Annotated in this window: 23 protein-coding genes; 13 read left to right on the top strand and 10 right to left on the bottom strand. The window is 61.3% G+C overall.

The features are described from left to right. Nucleotides 1–6: 6 nt before the first annotated feature. Genes IPJ76_12245 through IPJ76_12215 form a run of 7 tightly spaced genes read left to right on the top strand, consistent with a single transcriptional unit; the run spans nt 7 to nt 5,453 of the window. Nucleotides 7–939 (top strand): arsenite methyltransferase, encoded by a 933-nt coding sequence (locus IPJ76_12245; GenBank protein ID QQR85377.1) that lies wholly within the window; start codon nt 7–9, stop codon nt 937–939. Beyond that, nucleotides 936–1,349, top strand: coding sequence for an arsenate reductase ArsC (locus tag IPJ76_12240; protein QQR88456.1), 414 nt, complete (start codon nt 936–938; stop codon nt 1,347–1,349). The genes IPJ76_12245 and IPJ76_12240 overlap by 4 nt, the downstream gene beginning before the upstream one ends. Then, entirely contained in the window at nt 1,346–1,999 is a 654-nt protein-coding gene (locus IPJ76_12235) for an aquaporin (GenBank protein QQR85376.1), read from the top strand. Before IPJ76_12240 ends, IPJ76_12235 begins: the two co-directional genes overlap by 4 nt. Nucleotides 2,000–2,002: 3 nt before the next feature. Next, nucleotides 2,003–2,776, top strand: coding sequence for a metallophosphoesterase family protein (locus IPJ76_12230; GenBank protein QQR85375.1), 774 nt, complete (start codon nt 2,003–2,005; stop codon nt 2,774–2,776). Between the two features lie 2 nt (nt 2,777–2,778). After that, a complete protein-coding gene (locus IPJ76_12225) occupies nt 2,779–3,492 on the top strand; it encodes a DUF2490 domain-containing protein (protein QQR85374.1) in 714 nt (237 codons plus the stop codon). A gap of 16 nt (nt 3,493–3,508) precedes the next feature. Continuing rightward, on the top strand, nt 3,509–3,955 hold the full coding sequence (locus IPJ76_12220) for a DinB family protein (protein ID QQR85373.1): 447 nt from the start codon (nt 3,509–3,511) through the stop codon (nt 3,953–3,955). Between the two features lie 10 nt (nt 3,956–3,965). Continuing rightward, the gene (locus IPJ76_12215) at nt 3,966–5,453 is read left to right on the top strand and encodes an MFS transporter (protein QQR88455.1); all 1,488 of its coding nucleotides are present in this window, start codon (nt 3,966–3,968) and stop codon (nt 5,451–5,453) included. A 51-nt stretch (nt 5,454–5,504) separates the two neighbouring features. Here the strand turns inward: IPJ76_12215 and IPJ76_12210 are convergent, their stop codons facing one another. From IPJ76_12210 to IPJ76_12200, 3 genes are all read right to left on the bottom strand, one after another. Continuing rightward, entirely contained in the window at nt 5,505–6,917 is a 1,413-nt protein-coding gene (locus tag IPJ76_12210; protein QQR85372.1) for an MBL fold metallo-hydrolase, read from the bottom strand. Nucleotides 6,918–7,085: 168 nt separating this feature from the next. Then, entirely contained in the window at nt 7,086–7,739 is a 654-nt protein-coding gene (locus IPJ76_12205; GenBank protein QQR85371.1) for a peroxiredoxin, read from the bottom strand. Between the two features lie 44 nt (nt 7,740–7,783). Then, on the bottom strand, nt 7,784–8,986 hold the full coding sequence (locus tag IPJ76_12200; GenBank protein QQR85370.1) for an NAD(P)/FAD-dependent oxidoreductase: 1,203 nt from the start codon (nt 8,984–8,986) through the stop codon (nt 7,784–7,786). Nucleotides 8,987–9,116: 130 nt separating this feature from the next. Between IPJ76_12200 and IPJ76_12195 the strand changes: the two genes are divergently transcribed. Next, nucleotides 9,117–9,359, top strand: coding sequence for a hypothetical protein (locus tag IPJ76_12195; protein ID QQR85369.1), 243 nt, complete (start codon nt 9,117–9,119; stop codon nt 9,357–9,359). A gap of 176 nt (nt 9,360–9,535) precedes the next feature. Here the strand turns inward: IPJ76_12195 and fumC are convergent, their stop codons facing one another. From fumC to IPJ76_12180, 3 genes are read right to left on the bottom strand one after another with little or no spacing between them, the layout of a single operon-like run. Next, entirely contained in the window at nt 9,536–10,930 is a 1,395-nt protein-coding gene (gene fumC / locus IPJ76_12190; GenBank protein QQR85368.1) for a class II fumarate hydratase, read from the bottom strand. Between the two features lie 50 nt (nt 10,931–10,980). Then, nucleotides 10,981–12,078, bottom strand: coding sequence for a peptide chain release factor 2 (gene prfB, locus IPJ76_12185; GenBank protein QQR85367.1), 1,098 nt, complete (start codon nt 12,076–12,078; stop codon nt 10,981–10,983). A gap of 22 nt (nt 12,079–12,100) precedes the next feature. Continuing rightward, entirely contained in the window at nt 12,101–12,553 is a 453-nt protein-coding gene (locus IPJ76_12180; GenBank protein QQR85366.1) for a RecX family transcriptional regulator, read from the bottom strand. A gap of 82 nt (nt 12,554–12,635) precedes the next feature. Here IPJ76_12180 and gldA point away from each other — a divergent pair, with 82 nt between their 5' ends. The 4 genes from gldA (at nt 12,636) to IPJ76_12160 (ending at nt 15,987) form a co-directional block, all read left to right on the top strand. Next, a complete protein-coding gene (gldA, locus tag IPJ76_12175) occupies nt 12,636–13,553 on the top strand; it encodes a gliding motility-associated ABC transporter ATP-binding subunit GldA (protein ID QQR85365.1) in 918 nt (305 codons plus the stop codon). A gap of 45 nt (nt 13,554–13,598) precedes the next feature. Further along, a complete protein-coding gene (gene ssb / locus IPJ76_12170; protein ID QQR85364.1) occupies nt 13,599–14,033 on the top strand; it encodes a single-stranded DNA-binding protein in 435 nt (144 codons plus the stop codon). A 90-nt stretch (nt 14,034–14,123) separates the two neighbouring features. Next, nucleotides 14,124–15,395: a gliding motility-associated protein GldE gene (gene gldE, locus IPJ76_12165; GenBank protein QQR85363.1), complete on the top strand. Its 1,272-nt coding sequence runs from the start codon at nt 14,124–14,126 to the stop codon at nt 15,393–15,395. Further along, nucleotides 15,379–15,987 carry a hypothetical protein gene (locus IPJ76_12160; protein ID QQR85362.1) on the top strand — a complete coding sequence of 203 codons (609 nt, stop codon included), beginning with the start codon at nt 15,379–15,381 and terminating at the stop codon, nt 15,985–15,987. Before gldE ends, IPJ76_12160 begins: the two co-directional genes overlap by 17 nt. Here the strand turns inward: IPJ76_12160 and IPJ76_12155 are convergent. Together IPJ76_12155 and IPJ76_12150 are read right to left on the bottom strand one after the other, a co-directional pair. After that, on the bottom strand, nt 15,962–17,008 hold the full coding sequence (locus IPJ76_12155; GenBank protein ID QQR85361.1) for a COX15/CtaA family protein: 1,047 nt from the start codon (nt 17,006–17,008) through the stop codon (nt 15,962–15,964). The genes IPJ76_12160 and IPJ76_12155 overlap by 26 nt on opposite strands. A 213-nt stretch (nt 17,009–17,221) precedes the next feature. Further along, entirely contained in the window at nt 17,222–17,767 is a 546-nt protein-coding gene (locus tag IPJ76_12150) for a heavy-metal-associated domain-containing protein (GenBank protein QQR85360.1), read from the bottom strand. Nucleotides 17,768–17,866: 99 nt separating this feature from the next. On the opposite strand from IPJ76_12150, the gene IPJ76_12145 reads away from it, so the two are divergent. Continuing rightward, nucleotides 17,867–18,769, top strand: coding sequence for a DMT family transporter (locus IPJ76_12145; GenBank protein ID QQR85359.1), 903 nt, complete (start codon nt 17,867–17,869; stop codon nt 18,767–18,769). Between the two features lie 166 nt (nt 18,770–18,935). Here IPJ76_12145 and IPJ76_12140 read toward each other — a convergent pair whose 3' ends face one another. After that, nucleotides 18,936–19,535 carry a hypothetical protein gene (locus tag IPJ76_12140; protein QQR85358.1) on the bottom strand — a complete coding sequence of 200 codons (600 nt, stop codon included), beginning with the start codon at nt 19,533–19,535 and terminating at the stop codon, nt 18,936–18,938. Nucleotides 19,536–19,643: 108 nt separating this feature from the next. Further along, nucleotides 19,644–20,213 (bottom strand): hypothetical protein, encoded by a 570-nt coding sequence (locus tag IPJ76_12135; GenBank protein ID QQR85357.1) that lies wholly within the window; start codon nt 20,211–20,213, stop codon nt 19,644–19,646. Between the last annotated feature and the right edge of the window lie 397 nt (nt 20,214–20,610).

Genomic DNA, 20,610 nt, shown 5'->3' with positions numbered 1-20,610 from the left:
CAAGCCATGAACACTGCTCAAGAAACCAAAGACATGGTCCGCGCCAAGTACGCGGAGATCGCCAAACAGGACAAGGACACCAACGCGAGCAGCTGCTGCGGCGCGGGTGGTTGCAGCACGGAGGTGTACAACATCATGACCGATGACTACACCCAGGTGGAAGGCTACAACCCCGACGCCGACCTCGGTCTCGGCTGCGGATTGCCCACGCAGTTCGCGGGCATCAAGAAGGGTGACACGGTGCTCGACCTGGGCAGCGGCGCCGGGAATGACTGCTTCGTGGCCCGCCACGAGACCGGTGAAGATGGCCGCGTTATCGGCGTGGACTTCACCCCGGAAATGGTGGCCAAGGCGAAGGCGAACGCCGCGAAGCTGGGCTACCAGAACGTAGAGTTCCGCCAAGGCGACATCGAGGCGCTGCCGCTCACGAGCAACATCGTGGACGTGGTGGTGAGCAATTGCGTGCTCAACCTGGTGCCCGACAAACGCAAAGCCCTCAGCGAGGTGCTGCGCGTGCTGAAACCGGGCGGACACTTCAGCATCAGCGATGTGGTACTGCGTGGCGCGATCCCCGACACCCTGCGCGCCAGCGCGGAGATGTACGCTGGCTGCGTGAGCGGCGCCCTGCAGGAGAGTGAATACCTCGGCATTATCCACGACCTGGGCTTCGAGCAGGTGAGCGTGCAGAAGCGCAAACCCATCATCGTACCGGACGACATTCTCTCCCGCCACTTGAGCGCGGCGGAGATCGCTGCCTACAAGGCCAGCGGAACGGGCATCTTCAGTATCACGGTATCTGCATACAAGGGGAGCGCGATTCCGGGTCATGCCCGGAATGACAACGGCGATTGTTGTGCACCCAACGCTGAAGGCACGGAGAAGGTGAAGGTGGCCACCGGCGAGACCTGCGGCTGCGGGATCGATAGCACCTGCTGCTGATGCGCATCCTCGTGCTCTGTACCGGCAACAGCTGCCGCAGCCAGATCGCCCACGGTTACTTGCAGCACTTCGGCGGGTCCGCTGTGGAAGTGCTCAGCGCCGGCGTGGAGACGCACGGCGTGAACCCGCGCGCGATCGCGATCATGAAGGAAGATGGCATCGACATCAGCCACCACACGAGCAACAATGTGGACGAGTACCGGGACCACACCTTCGACCATGTGATCACGGTCTGCGACAATGCCAAGGAGCGCTGCCCCTGGTTCCCCACCACTGCGCAGAAGCACCACCACAACTTCACCGATCCGGCGAAAGTCACGGGCACGGAGGAAGAGATCATGCGTGCATTCAGGCAGGTGCGCGACGAGATCAAGGCCTACTGCAAGGACTTCATCGCGCAGCACGCATGAGGCGCTACGTCGCAGAGCTGATCGGGACCTATGCGCTCGTCTTCGCGGGCACGGGCGCCATCATCATCAACGAGCAGACCGGTGTGATCGGGCACCTCGGAGTCGCGGCCACATTCGGCTTGATCGTGCTGGCGATGATCTACGCGTTCGGCGATGTCTCTGGCGCACACTTGAATCCCGCTGTGACGCTCGGCTTTGTTGTGGCCAAACGATTCCCAGCGATACAAGCACCATCGTACATCGCCGCACAGCTGGGTGGTGCAGTACTCGCCTCACTGACCCTGCGATCCCTTTTCCCTGAGAACCATTCCTTGGGCTCGACCCTTCCATCTGGCAGCGACATGCAATCCTTCATCCTGGAGCTGCTGCTCACCTTCTTCCTCATGCTCGTGATCTTGCAGGTGTCACAAGGTTCGAAGGAGACCGGTCTCATGGCGGGGATCGCCATTGGATCGGTGGTGGGGCTTGAAGCACTTTTCGCCGGACCGATCTGTGGGGCAAGCATGAACCCGGCCCGGAGCATCGCACCGGCACTGGTCTCCGGTGAGCTGCGTTCGCTCTGGTTGTACATCCTCGCCCCCGCGCTTGGAGCGATTCTGGCCACCGGCGTGTGGAGGCTGCTTAGAAAACCGCCCGGATCAACGCCCTGAACCATGCGCATCGCCCTCTTCAGCGACATCCACGCGAACCTGCCCGCTCTCGAAGCCGTGCTGGCGGACATCGATCGGCGCAAACCCGATGCGATCTATTGCCTCGGCGATCTGGTCGGTTACAACGCCTGGCCCAACGAGGTCGTCGATCTGATCCGTGGTCGTGGAATTCCGACCGTCGCGGGCAACTATGACTTCGGCATCGGAAGATCGAGCGATGATTGCGGTTGCGCCTACAAGACGGATGAGGAGAAGGCCAACGGTGCCGTATCCATCGCCCGCACGAACGAACTCGTGCGTGACGATCAACGGGCCTATCTGCGCACTCTTCCTGCGCACATCCGGGTGGAACACCACTTGAACCACGACCGCCTTGACCTGCTGCTCGTGCATGGCAGCCCGCGGAAGATCAACGAGTATCTTTTCGAGGACCGCGATGAAAAGAGCATGATGCGGATCCTGGAAGGGGCGAATGCGGATATCCTGTGCTTCGGCCACACGCACAAGCCTTTCCACAGGGTGTTCGCCTATGAGCGCGATGGCCGCACGGCATACCGGCATGCGATCAATATCGGGTCGGTGGGAAAGCCGAAGGACAGCGATCCACGCGCGTGCTATGTGGAACTGGATATCCCTTCGCACTTGTCGGTCCTTGACCCCGATGCGCTGGGTGTTTCCTTCATCCGTGTGCCTTACGATGTGGAAAAGGCCGCCACGGGGGTGATGGACGTGGACATGCCAGCGTACTACGCCGAAGCCCTACGCAAAGCCCGTTGACCATGCGCCTGCTGTCATTGGTCTTCTCGCTGCTGCCATGTGCCGCCATCGCACAGAACATCAACTCTTTCGGTCTGTTCCCAACGATCGACCACAGCGGTGACCTGTCGAACAAGTTCAGCTACAACGTCTATCTCTTCGACGCGATCACGCTAGGGGATGATGCCAACGGGGCCATCCCGACCGGTTCCTTCTACCTCTATGGGGAGCTGGGCCTCAGCTACAAGCTGACCACGCGATGGAGTGTGACAGCGTCGTACGTGCATGAACGACAGAACCCTTTCCGCGACGACTACCGGGTGGAGAACCGCGCCTTCCAACAGATCACCTACAAGCACCCGTTCCCACGGTTGGAATGGAAGCACCGCCTGCGTTTCGATGAACGCTTCATCCAGGATCGCACGACGGGCAGCGCTAGCTTCAGTGGAAGATTACGCTACCTGATGGGGGTGAAATGGCCCTCGGATGCGCGAGCCTATTTCATGGGCTACGTGGAACCCTTCTTCAACACCAGCCAGGACTTCACTTACGAGGAGAACTGGAGCGCCGCACAGCTTGGTTACAAGCTGAACGACAGGCACGGGATCGAAGCGGGCTTGCTGCTGGTGAACTGGAAGATGTCCAACGGTTGGTTCAACCAGTGGTACATGCAGCTGACGTGGGTGAACCATCTCGACTTCCGCTCGAACGCACCGGAACAGGGAACGAACGAATGACACTCTCGCTCATCCGATGACCGCATCATTCCTAGCCCTCTTCACCGAGGGCCGCACCCGTTTCACCAAATTGCTCGACCAGCTTACCGAGGCCGACCTGCCGAAGAAGCTCGCCCCCGCGCCCAATAGCATCGGCTACCTGGTGCGGCACATCGGCGATGTGGAGATGCTCTTCGCCAAGAACGTGTTCGGGCTGAAGGACGTGCAGGTGCATGCCAGCACCGTGGCCAAAGGACACGATACCGGTGAGTGGACCGACCTGGCCGCGTTGAAGGCCTACGTGGCGGAGAGCGCGGATACGCTGCGTCGCGCCATCGAGGCACAGTCCGATGCCGACTGGGATGCCGTGATCGAAACAAAGGAGTTCGGGAGGAAGACCAAGGCCGAGGCCCTGGGCCGCATCGTGACGCACACGGCCTACCACGCAGGCCAGATCGGGATGCTCCTCAAGCACGGCCATTGACAGCACCGAGATCATGAACGCCCAGCTCGGCCTCCGCCCCCACTGGAAGCAGTTCACCTTGCTCGTCATCGTCAACGCCTTCGTAGGCGGCATGGTGGGCATAGAGCGCACAGTTCTGCCGCTGCTGGCGGAAGTGGAGTTCGGCATTGGCTCGCACGCTGCGGCGCTGAGCTTCATCATGGCCTTCGGCATCAGTAAGGCGCTGGCGAACTATTTCACTGGAAGGCTGGCTGGGCGCTACGGACGCAAAGCACTGCTTGTCACGGGTTGGGCGCTCGCGCTGCCCGTGCCCTTCCTGCTCATCTACGCCGATGCGTGGGCGTGGGTGGTAGCAGCCAACATCTTGCTGGGCATCCACCAAGGCTTTGCTTGGAGCAGCACGGTGGTGATGAAGATGGACCTCGTGGGCGAGAAGGACCGGGGCCTGGCCATGGGCCTCAACGAATTCGCCGGTTACATCGCCGTAGGTGCCATGGCCTTTCTCACGGGATACCTGGCCGCACAGTACGGTCCGCGACCGGTGCCCTTCCAGGTGGGGATCGGCATCGCAGTGATAGGGCTGTTGCTCACACTGCTTTGGGTGAAGGACACCGTGCACCATGTAGCGGCAGAGAGCGTGACCAGCGCGATCCCGAAACTCAAGCGCGTGTTCGTGGAGACCAGTCTCACGCACCGCACGCTGGGCAGCGTCACTCAAGCCGGACTGGTGAACAACCTGAACGATGGCATGCTGTGGGGCCTGCTGCCCGTACTGCTGCTGAACGAAGGCTTAGGGCAGGAACGCATCGGGCTGATCGCAGCTGTGTATCCTGCAGTGTGGGGCTTGGGGCAACTCTTCACCGGCAAGCTCGCCGATCATGTCAACCGCCGATCGTTGCTGATCATCGGCATGGTGCTGCAAGGGCTCGCGATCATCGGACTGCACTACGTGCATGCGCAGGGTGCATACATCATGCTTAGCGCCGCGCTCGGCTTCGGCACCGCGCTCGTATACCCGACTTTCCTCGCGGTGATCGCCGCGCACACGCATCCGCAACAGCGTAGCGAAGCCGTAGGCGTATTCCGCTGGTGGCGCGATCTGGGCTATGCGATCGGCGCGCTGATCACCGGTCTCATCGCCGATCGCTTCGGCATCACCGCATCAATCCTGGCCATCGGAGCGGTCACGATGCTTAGCGGTATCGTGGTGTGGCTGCGTATGCCGAGCGAACGCGAGTGTTTGGAGCCGGAAGCCCTGAAGCCGCTGCTGAACAAACCCGGTGTGCGCATGGTGGATGTGCGCAGCGCCGAAGAATATGCAAGCGGCCACCTGCCACAAGCCATCAACATTCCCCTCACCGAGCTGCAGGAGCGCGTTCGGGACTGGTCGCCCAGGGAGCGCATCATCACCGTGTGCGCCAAGGGCGGCGGAAGAAGTGCGCAGGCCGCGCAGGTGCTGCGGGACATGGGGTTCGGACGGGCGTGGTGGTTGTGCGGGGGGGCTTTGGGATGGCGATAGCATGAAGCCCCGGCCTTCCGACCGGGGCTTCTGCGTTCAGGTACCTGTTCTTTAGAGCAAGGTCGTCGGGCACACGTACTCCGTCACCTTCACGCCGGTCTTCTTGATGCCGGTGAAGCCGCTCTCCACATCCACGAAGTTGTCCCAGCCGCGTGCCTTCAGGATACTGGCGGCGATCATGCTGCGGTAGCCACCGGCGCAGTGCAGGATGAAGGGCTTGTCCTTCGGGAACTCCGCGAGGTGATCGTTGATGCGGTTGAGCGGCACGTTGATGGCGCCTTCCACATGCTCGCTGTCGAACTCGCTCTTCTTGCGCACATCGAAGACGAGCGGCTTGGTGTTGTAACGCGTCGCGAACTCCTCAGCCGAGATGCGAGCAACGGAGTCCACCTCCTTCCCTGCCGTCTTCCACGCGTCGAAACCACCTTCAAGGAAGCCGATGGTATGGTCGTAGCCCACGCGGCTCAGGCGGATGATGCTCTCCTCTTCTTTGCCGGGTTCGGTCACGAGCAGGATCGCTTGTTTGATGTCGGGGATCATCTCCCCTACCCACATGGCGAAGTTGCTGTCCAGCCCGATGTTGATGCTGTTCGGTATGAAGCCCTTCGCGAACACCGCGGCCGGGCGCGTATCGAGCACGAGCGGACGCTCTTCATTGGCCACCACCTCGAAGTCGTTCGGAGCGAGTGCGCGCTTGCCACGTGCCATCACCGCATCGAGGCTTTCGTAGCCCTGGATGTTCATCAGCACGTTCTTGGGGAAGTAGCCGGGAGGCGGTGTGAGCCCAGTGAGCAGCGCCTTCTTGAATTCCTCCTTGGTGAGCTTCGGGTCCAGCGCGTAGTTCACCTGTTTCTGGTGGCCGAGGGTGTCGGTGGTCTCCTTGCTCATCATCTTGCCGCATGCGCTGCCTGCGCCGTGGTTCGGGTACACGATGAGGTCATCGCTCAGCGGCATGATCTTGTTGCGCAGCGAATCGTACAGGTGACCGGCGAGCTTCTCCTCGGTGAGGTCAGCGATGACGTGCTGCGCCAGGTCAGGGCGGCCGACATCGCCAATGAAGAGCGTATCCCCGGTGATGATGCCGTGCTCTTTCCCGTTCTCATCGATCACCAAGTAGGTGGTGCTCTCCATGGTGTGCCCGGGTGTGTGGATCACCTTCACCTTCGCCTTGCCCACGTTGAACACCTCGCCATCCATGGCTACGTGAGCCGTGAATCCCGGCTTCGCCGTTGGGCCGTACACGATGGTGGCACCGGCCTTCTTCGCCAAGTCCAAATGGCCGCTCACGAAGTCGGCGTGGAAGTGGGTCTCGAAAACGTACTTGATCGTCGCCTTGTCGGCCGCAGCGCGATCTATGTAGGGTTGCACTTCGCGCAGCGGATCGAAGATGGCCGCTTCGCCGTTGCTCTCCAGGTAATACGCTGCGTGGGCGATGCAGCCGGTGTAGATCTGTTTGATGGTCATGGCTCGTTCGTTTTGCGACCTGTCCCGGTCTTGTTCATCGCAAAAGTCCATGGGGGCACTGGCCGTACACGTGATGATCGTCAGGAAAACGGGCTTGTGTAACGATCATCACCACCGCCAACAAGAAAGGCCCCCGAAGGAGCCTTTCCTGAAAAACCGACGGTCGTCTCAGGCCGTCTCCAACTGCTTCTTCGCGAGATAGAAGTCGATCAGTTCAATGCCCTTCTCGTTCAGGCGCGCATCAAGGTCCTTCAAGGTCTTGGGCGGTGGCACGATCACCTTCTCGCCCTTCTTCCAGTTCAAGGGCATGGCGCAACCGTTGGCGTCCGCGGTCTGCATGGCTTCCAGCACGCGCATGATCTCGTCCATGTTGCGGCCCACGTTCAGCGGGTAGTACATCACCAGGCGGATGATGCCTTTCGGGTCGATGAAGAACACGGCGCGCACGGCGGCGGTATTGCTCGCGTTCTCATGCAGCATGCCGTAGAGCTTCGCCACCTTCATATCGATGTCGGCGATGATCGGGAAGTCCATGTACACACCGGTCTTCTCGCGCACGGCTTGCACCCAGGCCACGTGGCTGTGGATGCTGTCGATGCTCTCGCCGATGAGCTTGGTGTTGCGCGCCGCGAACCACTCCTTGTTCTGCGCGAAGCCGCTCAGTTCCGTGGTGCACACGGGCGTGAAGTCGGCCGGGTGCGAGAAGAGGATGGCCCAACTGCCTTTGATGTAGTCGCTGAACTTCAGCGGACCGTGCGTGGTGAGGGCCTCGAAGTCGGGAGCTTGGTCGCCGATGCGGGGCATGGTGTTGATCGTTTCCATGCCGCGAAGATCGCTCCAGCTGGGAAGCGCTCTGGTGATGATCGTCACCCCTGCGCCTTGCCGCGCAGAATGAAGTTCCAATACATGCGCGGCAGCACTTCACGCTTCAGCATGTACATGCTCCAGCGCTCCTTGCTCTGGTCGATGGGGAAAGTCTCCTGCGGCTTGTTGTCGTAGTCGAATTCGGCGAGCACGAGCTTGCCGTAGCCGGTGACGAGCGGGCAGGAGGTGTAACCGTTGTAGTTCGCGTGCAGCGATCTGCCCGCCATGGCATCCAGGATGTTCGCGACCACCGTGGGCGTTTGTTTGCGGATGGCCGCACCGGTCTTCGAGGTGGGCAAGCCGGCAGCATCACCGATGCTCCACACGTTCGGGAATTTGGTGTGCCGCAGCGAGTGCTTGTCCACATCCACCCAGCCGGCGGCGTTGGCCAGCGGGCTCTTCTTGATGAAGTCCGGCGCACTCTGTGGCGGTGTGACGTGCATCATGTCGTACTCCACCCATTGCACCACGTCCTTGTTCTTCTCGCCGATGCCCATGAAGCGTGCGCGCTTGTTCGCACCGTCGATCTCTTCAAGCTTCCAATTGAAGTTGAGCTTGATCCCGCCGCGTTCCACCACTTTCAACAAGGTCTTCTCATAACGTGGTACGGCGAAGAGCTTGGCACCTCCGCTCCAGTATTGGATGTCCATGTTCTTCAGATCGCCCGTCTTGCGCCAATGATCAGCGGCCAGGTACATGATCTTGTGCGGCGCGCCCCCGCACTTCACCGGCGTATGCGGGTTGTGGAAGATCGCGCGGCCCTTCTTCAAGCCCTTGATCAGTTCCCAGGTGTACGGCGCGTGCTGGAAGCTGTAGTTGGAGCTGACACCGTTCTTGCCCAGAGCCTCCGGTAGTCCTTTCACCGCCGACCAGTCGAGCTGGATGCCCGGGCACACGAGCAATTGATCGTAGCCGATCACCTTCCCATCCGAGAGCGTAACGGTGTTGGCTTCCTGTTGGAAGGTGGCTACACTGCTTTTGATCCACTCGGCTCCTTTCGGGATGTACTCCTGCTCGTTGCGTTCGGTGTCCTTGATGTTGAACGCACCGCCGCCCACCAAGGTCCACGCCGGTTGGTAGTAGTGCTTTTCCGATGGTTCCACGATGCCCACGCTGGTCTTCGGCGACTTCAGCAGCAGGTGTGCGGCTGCGGAGAGACCGGCATTGCCGCCGCCGATCACGAGGAGTTGGTAGTGTTGGGCCATAGGAAGGGGGAGGTTGATGGGCGAACGTATCTCCACGGACCGCCGCGGACCGTGATGATCCTCACCATCGCGGGAGGCGACCTGCTCGGAACTTTGCCTGCAACAAAAACCAACGATCGTGCAACGCGGAATGCTTTTCCTGATCGCCGGCGCCATGGTCGGAGCCATCATCGGGTGGCTCACTTGGAGCGAGGCATCCTGCACATCGGGCGGATGCGTCTTCAGCGCGCATCCGTTGGGCAGTGCGGTGCGCGGAGCGGTTTTGGGCGGGCTGGCCGGGAATGTTGTCGGAGACCTTGCAGGTTATTTCCGGCAGCGCCGTCGGTCAGTTGAAGCCTCGGGCCCAACGGAGGAAAAGACCCGGGTGGAGTGATGAACATCATGTTCCGCTCCGCACATCCTCTTGAGCTTTGGCTGCTCAATGGTCCATTGAGCGGACACGTATTACGAACGATCATGGCACGGCGCTGGGTGGGTTAGAGGCCATCGCCGCGCAAAAAGCGAAGGGCTGCCCATCAGCAGCCCTTCGTCATTCAGCACGATCGGTGGTCATCCCTCGCTGCACATCTTCGCCGCATCCACCCACTTGTCAAAGTCCTCGGCGGTGACGTGGCCCAGTGCCAGCGCAGCCTGCTTCAGTGTGGTGCCCTCCTTGTGCGCCTTCTTGGCGATCTCAGCGGCCTTGTAGTAGCCGATGTGCGGGTTGAGACTGGTCACGAGCATCAGCGAGTTCTCTAAGTGGCGTTTGATCACCTCCTTGTTCGGCTCGATGCCCTCGGCGCATTTGTCGTTGAAGCTCACGCAGGCATCACCGAGCAGACGGCCGCTCAGCAGCACGTTCGCCGCGATGAGCGGCTTGAACACGTTCAGCTCGAAGTGGCCCTGCATGCCGCCGATGCTAACCGCCACGTCGTTGCCGATCACTTGGGCGCACACCATGGTGAGCGCCTCCGGCTGCGTGGGGTTCACCTTGCCCGGCATGATGGATGAACCCGGCTCGTTGTCGGGGATCACCAGTTCGCCGATGCCACTGCGCGGACCACTGCTGAGGATGCGGATGTCGTTGGCGATCTTCATCAAGGAGACCGCAAGACGCTTGAACGCACCGCTCAGCTCCACCATGGCATCGTGCGCGGCGAGCGACTCGAACTTGTTAGGGGCCGTGACGAAGGGCAGGCCGGTGAGCTCCGCGATCTTCTTCGCCACCAGCACGCTATAGCCCTTGGGCGCGTTGAGGCCCGTGCCGACGGCCGTGCCGCCGAGCGCCAGTTCGCGCACCATTTCCAAAGCGTTGTTCACCGCACGCAGGCCGTTGTCGATCTGTTGCACGTAACCGCTGAACTCCTGCCCCAGCGTGAGGGGCGTGGCGTCCATGAAGTGCGTGCGGCCCGTTTTCACGATGCTCTCGAACGCCTTCGCCTTCCGGTCCAGCGTGTCGCGTAGCTTCTTCACCCCCGGCAGCGTCACTTCCACCGTCAGCTTGTACGCAGCGATGTGCATGGCCGTGGGATACGTGTCGTTGCTGCTCTGGCTCTTGTTCACATCGTCGTTCGGGTTCAGCGCCTTCTGCTCGTCGGTGAGCTTGCCGCCCTGCAGCACATGACCGCGGTAGGCGATCACCTCGTTGAGGTTCATGTTGCTCTGCGTGCCGCTGCCCGTCTGCCAGATCACCAGCGGGAACTGGTCGTCGAGCTTGCCTTCCAGGATCTCGTCGCACACGCGACCGATGAGGTCGCTTTTCTCCTTGGGCAGTTTGCCCAGCTCCACGTTGGTGAGCGCCGCTGCCTTCTTCAAGTAAGCGAAGGCCTTGATGATCTCCAGCGGCATGCTCGCCGGCCGACCGATCCTGAAGTTGTTGCGGCTGCGCTCGGTCTGAGCGCCCCAGTACTTGTCGGCGGGGACTTTCACCTCGCCCATCGTGTCTTTCTCGATGCGGTATTCCATGGTTGCTATGTGGGTCGACCCGGTGGGTCGACGGTACGGGTGGTAGGGATTCAGACTTTCTGTGACTGGCCGTGCTTCATCAGGAAGGCCTTGAGGAAGTCGTCGATGTAGCCGTTCAGCACATCGTCCACGCTGCTGGTCTCGTGCTCGGTGCGGACGTCCTTCACCAGCTTGTAGGGCTGCAGCACGTAGTTGCGGATCTGGCTGCCCCACTCGATCTTCTTCTTGCCCGCCTCGATCTCGCTGCGTTTGCTACGGCGCTTCTCCAGTTCGGCCTCGTACAGTTGGCTCTTCAGCAATTGGAGCGCCTTGGTCTTGTTGTCGAGCTGGCTCCGTGTTTCGGTGTTCTCGATGATGATGCCGCTGGGCGCGTGGCGCAGGCGCACACCGGTCTCCACCTTGTTCACGTTCTGGCCACCGGCACCGCCGCTGCGGAAGGTGTCCCACGTGATATCGGCCGGGTTGATGTCGATCTCGATGGTCTCGTCCACCAGCGGGTACACGTACACGCTGACGAAGCTCGTGTGGCGGCGCGCGTTGCTGTCGAACGGACTGATGCGCACCAAGCGGTGCACGCCGTTCTCGCCTTTCAGCATGCCGAACGCGAACTCGCCGTCCACTTCCATGGTGGCCTGTTTCACGCCGGCGCCTTCGCCGTCCTGGTAGTCGAGCGTGCGTGTTTCGTAGCCGTTCTTCTTCGCCCACATCTGGTACATGCGCAGCAGCATGCCGGCCCAGTCGCAGCTTTCGGTGCCGCCCGCCCCTGCGGTGATCTGCACCACGGCGCTCAGCGGGTCTTCTTCCGCGCTGAGCATGTTCTTGAACTCGAGTTCTTCCAGCGCGTCGGCGGCCTTTTTGTACTGCGCTTCCAGGTCTTCCTCGCTCACCTCCTTCGCCTTGAAGAACTCCAGCATCACACCGGCGTCGTCCACCTCGCGCTTCACGCCTTCGTACAGCTCCACCCACCGCTTCAGCTCGCGGATCTTCTTCATGGTGGCCTGGGCCTTCTTCTGGTTGTTCCAGAACTCGGGGTCGTGCGTGTATTTCTCCTCTTCCTGGATCAGGCCGCGCTTGTCCTCCACCTGCAGGTAGCCCTTCAGCGCTTCGAGGCGCTGGCCCAGTTCTTCGATCTGATAAGCCGTGACCATTTTCGGGCCGCGAAACTAACCGCTACCGCTTGGCCACGGAAGCCAATGCGCTACGCACATCGTCGGCCTCCCACCCACGCCCCACCAGGTAGCGCAGCACGCGTTGTTCCCGAACGAACGGATCCGGCTCCTTCTCCTGCGCCCACCGCTTCTTCACCAGCGCCTTCAGCGCCGCCGTGTATTCCGCCGGATCAATGGCGTCCAAACCCGCCTGGATCAAAGATGAAGGGACCGCCTTCGCTTGCAAGGCCGCACGGATCATCTGCTTGCCCCAGCCCTTCTGCCTGAAGTGGCCCACGGCGAAGTCCTCCGCGAAACGCGCCTCGTTCAGGAAACCCTCTTTCACCAGCTGGTCCAGCACCTTCTCCGGTCGCGGCGTTCCCCAGCCCTTCAGCTTTAGCAGCAGTTCCTGTCGGCACCGTTCCTGGCGGGCGCACAACGCGCGGCACTTGCGCAGGGCATTCTCCTGGTCCACGGCGTGAAGATGGCGCGAGCAACGGTCGTGCGCTGCGCAACCGGGCGTCTACATTCGCCCCGCCTGCGGCGAGCAGGCGCGCATGAGCATCAGCGTGCAGGGCATCACCAAGGTCTATGGCAAGCAAAAGGCCGTGGACAACGTCGCGTTCGAGATCGGTGGCGGCGAGGTGGTAGGTTTTCTGGGGCCCAATGGCGCCGGGAAGAGCACCATGATGAAGGTGCTCACGTGTTTCCTTCCCCCGACTTCCGGCACGGCCTCCGTATGCGGCTTCGACACGCGCGAGGCCAGCATGGACGTGCGCCGCAACGTTGGCTACCTGCCCGAGCACAACCCGCTCTACACCGATCTGTACGTAAAGGAATACCTCGACTTCGTGGCCGGGGTGCACGGGTTGAAGAAGAAAGGTGAGCGTGTGCGCGAGATGATCGGCACCGTGGGCTTGGAACGTGAACAGCACAAACGCATTGGAGCACTGAGCAAGGGTTACCGCCAGCGTGTGGGCCTTGCGCAAGCCCTCATCCACGACCCCAAGGTCCTCATCCTCGACGAGCCTACCAGCGGCCTGGACCCCAACCAGCTCGAGGAAGTGCGCGGCCTCATCAAACGCATCGGGGGGGAGAAGACCGTGATGCTGAGCACGCACATCATGCAGGAGGTGGAGGCCATCTGCGACCGCGTGATCATCATTGACCGGGGCCGCATCGTGGCGGACGGCAAGGCGAACGAGCTCCGCAGCGCCAGCGGGCAGTTCGAAGTGCTGGAAGCTGAGTTCGACAAGGACGTGAACAAAGGCAAGCTCCTGGGCATCGACGGCGTGAAGCGCGCCGAGCGCATGGACGGCAACTTCTGGAGCATTGCCCATAGCGCGGGCACAGACGTGCGCCCGGCCGTGTTCCGCTTCGCCGTGGACAACGGCCTGCAAGTGCTCACCCTGCGCAAGGGCGAGCGCGGGCTGGAGGATGTCTTCAAGGAATTGACACGTCCCGGCGAGGCCTGAGGGCGGTTCCGCGCGCCGCTATCTTCGGCGTCCATTCTTCACGACATGAGCGGCGTCAACAAAGTCATCCTCATCGGCAACCTGGGTGCCGACCCCGAGATCCGTCACCTGCCCAGCGGCATCCCCGTGGCCAACTTCCGCATTGCCACCAGCGAAACGTTCCGCGACAAGACCACCGGCGAGAAGCGTGAGCAGACCGAGTGGCACAACATCGTGGCGTGGCGCGGCCTGGCCGAGGTGGTGGAGAAGTACGTGAAGAAGGGCAGCAAGGTGTACGTGGAAGGCAAGCTGCGCACGCGGCAATGGCAGGACAAGGACGGCGTGCAGCGCTACACCACCGAGATACAGGCCGATGAACTGACGATGCTCGACCGCCCCAGCGGAGAGCGCAGCACCGCACCGCAGGCCGCACCCGCTGCGGCAGCTGCACCGACCGGCACATCAGCGCCCGCCGAGGAACTGGACGACCTTCCCTTCTGAGCAACATCGCAGCAAGGATCGGGATGCCATGCACCCCATGATCCACCACACCCCCTCGTGAGCCACCTTCCCCTTCTAGCAGTTGACGGCATGACGATCATCGCCCTGGTGCTGATCGTGGTGCTGCTCGTCTGCTCGGCGCTCATCAGCGCCAGCGAGGTGGCCCTCTTTGCGCTTACGCCCACACAACTGCGCGACCTGCGCGAACGCGGCGGCACCAGTGGTCAGCGCGTGCTGGAACTGCTGGAGCGTCCCCGTCGTCTGCTGGCTACCATCCTCATCAGCAACAACTTCGTCAACATCGCCATCGCGCTGCTCTCCACCATCGTCATCGATGGCTTCTTCGACCTGCAGCGGCTGCCCGAGTACGTGGTGTTCATCATCCAGGCCATCGCCGTAACGGCCGTGCTTCTGCTGCTTGGTGAAGTGATGCCCAAGGTGTACGCCACCCTGCACACCATGAGCGTGGCCATGATGATGAGCGGCCCGTTGATGGCCCTGCGCTGGTTCTGGAGCCCCATCAACGAGGTGCTCGTCCGCAGCACGCAGTTCATCGAGAAGCGCTACAAGAAGCGCAGCGGTGGCAACATCGGCGTGGATGAGCTCGGCGCGGCGCTTGAACTGACCAAGGACGCCAGCACCACCGCCGAGGAACAGCGCATCCTGAAGGGCATCGTGAAGTTCGGCAACATCGAAACGCGACAGGTCATGCGGCCCCGCACCGATGTGGTCGCCTTCGACAAGGAGCTCACCTTCGGCGAACTGATGCAGAGCATCATCGAAAGCGGCTTCAGCCGGGTGCCCGTGTACGAGAACACCTTGGACCGCGTCGTCGGCGTGCTGCACATCAAGGACGTGCTGCCGCACATGGACACCACGGATTTCGAATGGCAGAAGCTCCTGCGCACGCCCTACTTCGTGCCGGAGAACATGAAGCTCGATGACCTGCTCACCGAGTTCCAGCGCAAACGCGTGCACCTGGCCATCGTGGTGGACGAGTACGGCGGCACCAGCGGCATCATCACCCTGGAAGACGTCATCGAGGAGATCGTCGGCGACATCACCGACGAGTTCGATGACGAGGACCTCATCTACAGCAAGCTCGATGACCGCACCTACGTCTTCGAGGGCAAGGCCGCGCTCACCGATGTGTACCGCATCCTGAACACCGACGGCAAGGTGTTCGACGAGAACAAGGGCAACAGCGAAACGCTCGGCGGGTTCATCCTGGAGCTCACCGGGCGCATACCACGCAAAGGCGAACGCGTGGACCTGCGCAACTTCACCTTCACCGTGGAAAGCGCGGACAACAAACGCGTGCGCCGCGTGAAGGTGCACATGAAAGATGAAGCGAAGAAGTAGCCAGGAGCAGTCGGCAGGTGCAGGAGCAAGGCTGCGCGCGCTCCTGCTCCTGCCCCTGCCCCTGCTCCTGCTCCTGACCTCCTGCAACGAAGACCCCGTGCCCAAGGAGCGCGCCTATTTCCGCATCGACCTGCCCGAGCAGAAGTTCACCGCATGGGAAGGCGAGTGCTTCAATGCTGAACTGCCCGATTACTCGAAGATGGCCGCGCACAAAAGCGGTGAGCGCTGCTGGCAGGACTGGAACTTCAGCGGCCAGCGGGCCCAGGTGTTCCTCACCTACAAGACCGTGAACAACGACCTGGAACGGTTGATCAACGACGCACACGACTTCAAGAGCAAGCACCAGAGCAAGGCCGTGCGCATCAAAAGCGAACGCGTGCTGCGCGACAGCAGCAATGTGTTCGGCACCGTGTTCACCGTGGACGGCAATGTGGCCAGCCCCATGGTGTTCTACCTCACCGACAGCACCTCGCGCTTCCTATACGGCTCGCTCTACTTCAACTGCCGCCCCAACGCCGATTCACTGGCGCCCGTCACCGAGCGGCTGCGGTCGGACATCGCGCACTTCACGCAGACGCTGGAGTGGCGTTGATGGGCTTTCCGGTGCGGTGCATGACATTGAGCACCGCGGCCAGCAGCAGCACCGCACCGAACTGGTGCAGCACGCCCAACAGGATGGGCACCTGCCACACCAGCGTTAGGATGCCCAACGTGAACTGCGCGAGCACCATGCCCAGCATCCACATGTTCGGGCGCACCAGATGCGCTGGGTGCTTCGGCATCAACGCAAAGAGGAACACCGCCAACGCCACCACGTAGGCCAGGTTGCGGTGCACGAACTGCACACCGTCCTTGTGGTCGGTGAAGTCCTGCACCACGTTGCCGAACGCGCGCACGTTGTCCGGCATGAATTCGCCGTTCATCAGTGGCCAGGTGTTGTAGATGCGGCCGGCATCGAGCCCTGCGGTGAACGCCCCCCAGATGATCTGCACCGCCAGCACCGCCAGGATCGCGCGTGCCCACTTGCCTGTGCTGCTCTCCGGCGCCACGGTGCGTCGGTCCTTCTTCAGGTCGAACCAGGTCCAAAGCACCATGGCGAACACGGTGAAAGCCGCGCACAAGTGGATGGCCAGCCGGTAGTGGCTCACATCGGTGTTCTGGCTCAGTCCGCTGGACACCATGTACCAGCCGAGCGCGCCCACCAAGCCGCCACCGATCATGATGGCGATGGAGCGCTTCATCAACCATCCCTTCAGCAGCCCGCGCCGCCAGAAGATGAAGAACGGCACAGCGAACACCACGCCCATCAACCTTCCCCAGTTGCGGTGCAACCATTCCCAGAAGTAGATGCGCTTGAACCCGGCGAGGTCCATGGTGTTGTTCACCAGTTGGTACTCGGGTATCAGCTTGTAGCGCTCGAACTCTTCCTGCCACGCCGCTTCGCTCAGCGGCGGCAACGCGCCTGTCACTGGTTTCCACTCTGTGATGCTGAGCCCGCTTTCCGTGAGGCGGGTGATGCCACCGATCACCACCATCAGGGCGATCATCACCGCGCCCGTCATCAACCAATTGCGCACGGGCCTCAGGCCATCGCTCACAGCAGCATCGTTCATCGGCCGCGAAACTACCGGCGGTACAATGTGCGGGGTCATGGAAATGCAAGCGACCGCCACAGGTTTCCCCACAGCGGCCGCTCTCCCACTAACCAGTCATTGCTGACCGGTCCTCGGGGTTTCCGACGCCGGTGCGTTGCGCGGGTCACGCGCACTGCCGGAAAAAAGTGAAGGGCCCTTGCGAGGCCCTTCGTTCAAGTTTTCGGAAGCGGATCAGCGGCGGATGATCGCGCTGAGCATTTCGAGGATGCCAGGAATGGCGCTCACGGCTTCAGCAGCTTTTGCCGCAGTGGCTGCAGCGGCTTGCACTTCGTTGCTCTTCACTTCGCCGGTGTTCTCTTCAGCAGCCGCGCCTTCCACCTTCACCTGCTTGGTGATGGTGACGGCCAGCACCTTGTACTGGCCCTCGTGCAGTTTCTGGATGGCCTCGACCATCTGCGCATCGGTGATGGCGTTCGGGTCGTAGGTCACCACGGCGTGGTCGCCGTCGGGGGAATCGAACTTGATCTCCGTGGAAGCTATTCCGGGCAGAGCGGCCAAGGCCTTCTTGATGCTGCCGCCGCACATCTGCTCGCACGTCATGCCATCGATCTTCAGATCGGCGAACGTGACGGGGGTGCCTTCGGTGATCTCCGTGCTGATCTCGGTGCGCTCAACGGCCGGGGTGGCTTGCGCGCTTTCCATCGTCTCAGCTGCCGGTTGCTGGCCGCAGGCGGCGAAGAGCAGGCTGGCGAAAAGGAGGGACTTGGCGGTGTTCATGGCGGTGGGTTCCGGGTCTATGACGGGCTGGGCCCCCTAACGGTTACAAATGTACCCGTGGTATATCGCCGGGTACTTTCGGCGCCGAACTTTTAACGAATGGCGCCAGCGGGTGACGGGTGGAAGAAATGGGCGCTGCTCGGCGTGCTCACCCTCATCTGGGGCAGCTCCTTCATCCTCATGAAACGGGGGCTGTTCCACGACGGGCAGCCCGTGCTGGACCCCTGGCAGCTGGCCAGCGCCCGGCTGGGTATTGCTTGGTTGGCGCTCTCCCCCCTGCTCTTCCGGCATGCGGCCCTACTGCGCGCCCACTGGAAACCCCTGCTGGGCTCGGGCCTGCTCGGCAACGGCATACCGGCCTTCCTGTTCGCCGCCGCCCAAACCCGCATCGACAGCTCCCTGAGCGGCATGCTCAACAGCCTCACGCCCTTGTTTACCCTGCTGGTGGGGACGCTGTTCTTCGGCACGGGTTTGCGGGCGGTGCACGTGGCCGGGGTGCTGCTCGGCCTGGCCGGTGCGGCGGGACTTGTCCTAGCAAAAGGCAATTGGAACTGGCCCGAGTGGAGCCTCTTCGCCGTGCTGCCCATCCTGGGCACGCTCTGCTACGGCTTCAGCGGCAACATCGTGAAGCGCCACCTGCACATGCTGCCCGCCGAAGCCACGGCCTGCCTGGCGCTCACCTTCGTGGGGCCCATCGGGTGCATGGGCATGCTGGCCACCGACCTGCCGACCACCGTGGCCACGCACCCGCACGGCTGGTCTTCATTGGGCTTTGTGGCCATCCTGGCCGTCATGAGCTCCGCCATCTCGCTCGTGCTCTGGAACGCCCTGCTCAAAAAGGCCTCGGCCGTATGGGCCAGTAGCGTCACCTACCTGATGCCCATAGTGGCCATTGCCTGGGGCGTGGCCGATGGCGAGGCCTTCACCGCAGCGCAATTCGCCATGGTGCTGGTGGTGCTCAGTGGGGTGTGGTTGGTGACAAGGCCGGCGAGGGTGGGGTGAGGGTTGGGTATGGAAAGGAAGGGCCTATGCGGGCAGCTGCCGCACACAAGTTGTTCTGCTTAGGGGCCACAGGCCCACGACGGATGGAAACTCGCCACAGGCGAGCGTCAGCGCTGTGCAAGCCTAAGGGTTAGTGCGACCAAGCGAGCTCTGCGAGTGAACTCGATTATGGATGTTGAGCGGCGTCGCGATGCAGCATGTCACCAGGATTTTGCCCAGCGGCCCACTCTTCCAGAATTGTTCGACTGATACCGAAGTGCTCTTCCATGAGCGATTCAGCCTCTTCACGTGTAGCTACCACCTTCAGCCGCAAGCACGCACGAACTGCTAACACCCAATAGTCTAGTCGTTGCTGGGCATAAAATGTCATGTCAAGCGGCTTGCCGCTGTTCTTAGCATCTCTGAAATCGGAGAAAGTGGATAACCATCTTTCAACCTTCTCCAGCTTCCTTTGACGGACATGCCATGCTTCCTGCTGCGACCTCCATAGTTCCTGCGTCGCTCGGAATGATTTGTTCTCTGCACGCATAAGCTTCAGCATACGCTGGAGCATGAAGATAAGCGCAGCAATCACCCCTTTAGACAACAGGTCAATCCAATCAACGTGTGGCGTGTTCAGTTTGGGAATATGCCCCCCAATCCACGGTGCCACCTCCCCAACTATCCATGCCACACCTTCGACAATCTCCTTAGCAAAAACAAATAGAGCTAACCACTGATTGGTCAAGATGCGACCCAAAAGACTTTCCTCCTGTTGCTGGTCCATTTGCACAGGCACTGAAGGTAGTTTATTCCATTACACCTCCCGCACCCTTCACAGGTAAGTCGCTAGGCTTGAGAATCTCACGTGTGCTGACTCCCCCCTGAACATCTTCTATTGACCAAGTAGATGGGCTGAGGCCTTGTTCAATTCAGAGAGCAAGCCCTTTGATACCGACTCACTTATCATACCAGACAGGACCATCTCTCCGAAGGTTCCCGCAGCAAGCCGGTACCACTTCTTCTTGCCAAGAAAGAAGTACGAACGCAATTCATCGAGTTGCTCCTGCATGTCCGTCCATATGGCCCCCTGTCCGGCCTTCAGCGAGCTCAGATCATTCAAGACTTGGTCGAGCTTGTCTGACTTTGCATCCTTCTCCTCTGGGGTGAACGCGTCCTCGTCCACAACGGCACCCAAGCGAGTGAGTTCCTGGGTCAGAAAGTAGCCAACGCTCTCATGAGCGAAGTTGAGTTGACAGGAACTCGGTGATCCGCACTTCGGCTTATGCTCATCATAACGTCGTCGATTCTCCTCGAGCACAACCGTCAAGAACTCGATGCGGTCGCGTTTGCTATCAATAGCGCTGATTTGGCCTTTGGCTTGCGAAATGAACTTCCCATGAGCATCGACGTTATCGAAGTTCTCTTCATTGAAGCGTTCTGCCAACTGGGTGATAAAGCTCATCGGTTTGTTCGTTGGCGAGGATGACGGAAATCGTGTCAACCTCGGCTGAACAAAATACAGCACTTCACGCCCTTAGCAGCGACCCTCGCTTGCCCCTTCGCGAAAATCTCGACCAGTCGCCCCGCACTTCCTCGCGTGTTGCTCTGCCATGGCTGACCGCAGGTGGGCTGACGCTCGGCTTCGCCGAGTGTCCCTCGGTCGCTGGCCTTCGGCCGAAAGTATGCCGTACTCGCGTGCGTTCAGCGGCTCATCAACAGACACGAGCGGGGCAGCGACTTTCTGCGCTGTACGACAGTCCTACGCGCATCCTTCCTTGTCCCATTCTCCCTGCATCCAAGCCACTCCCGTCACCCCGCGAGCAGGTGCAGGGGGAGTGTCCATCGGTCGTGGACCTGTG

This window comes from Flavobacteriales bacterium, from assembly GCA_016699575.1.
GTDB lineage: Bacteria > Bacteroidota > Bacteroidia > Flavobacteriales_F > PHOS-HE28 > PHOS-HE28.
Note: the sequence above shows the minus strand (reverse complement) of the source record. Positions and strands in the feature narration are given on the sequence as shown.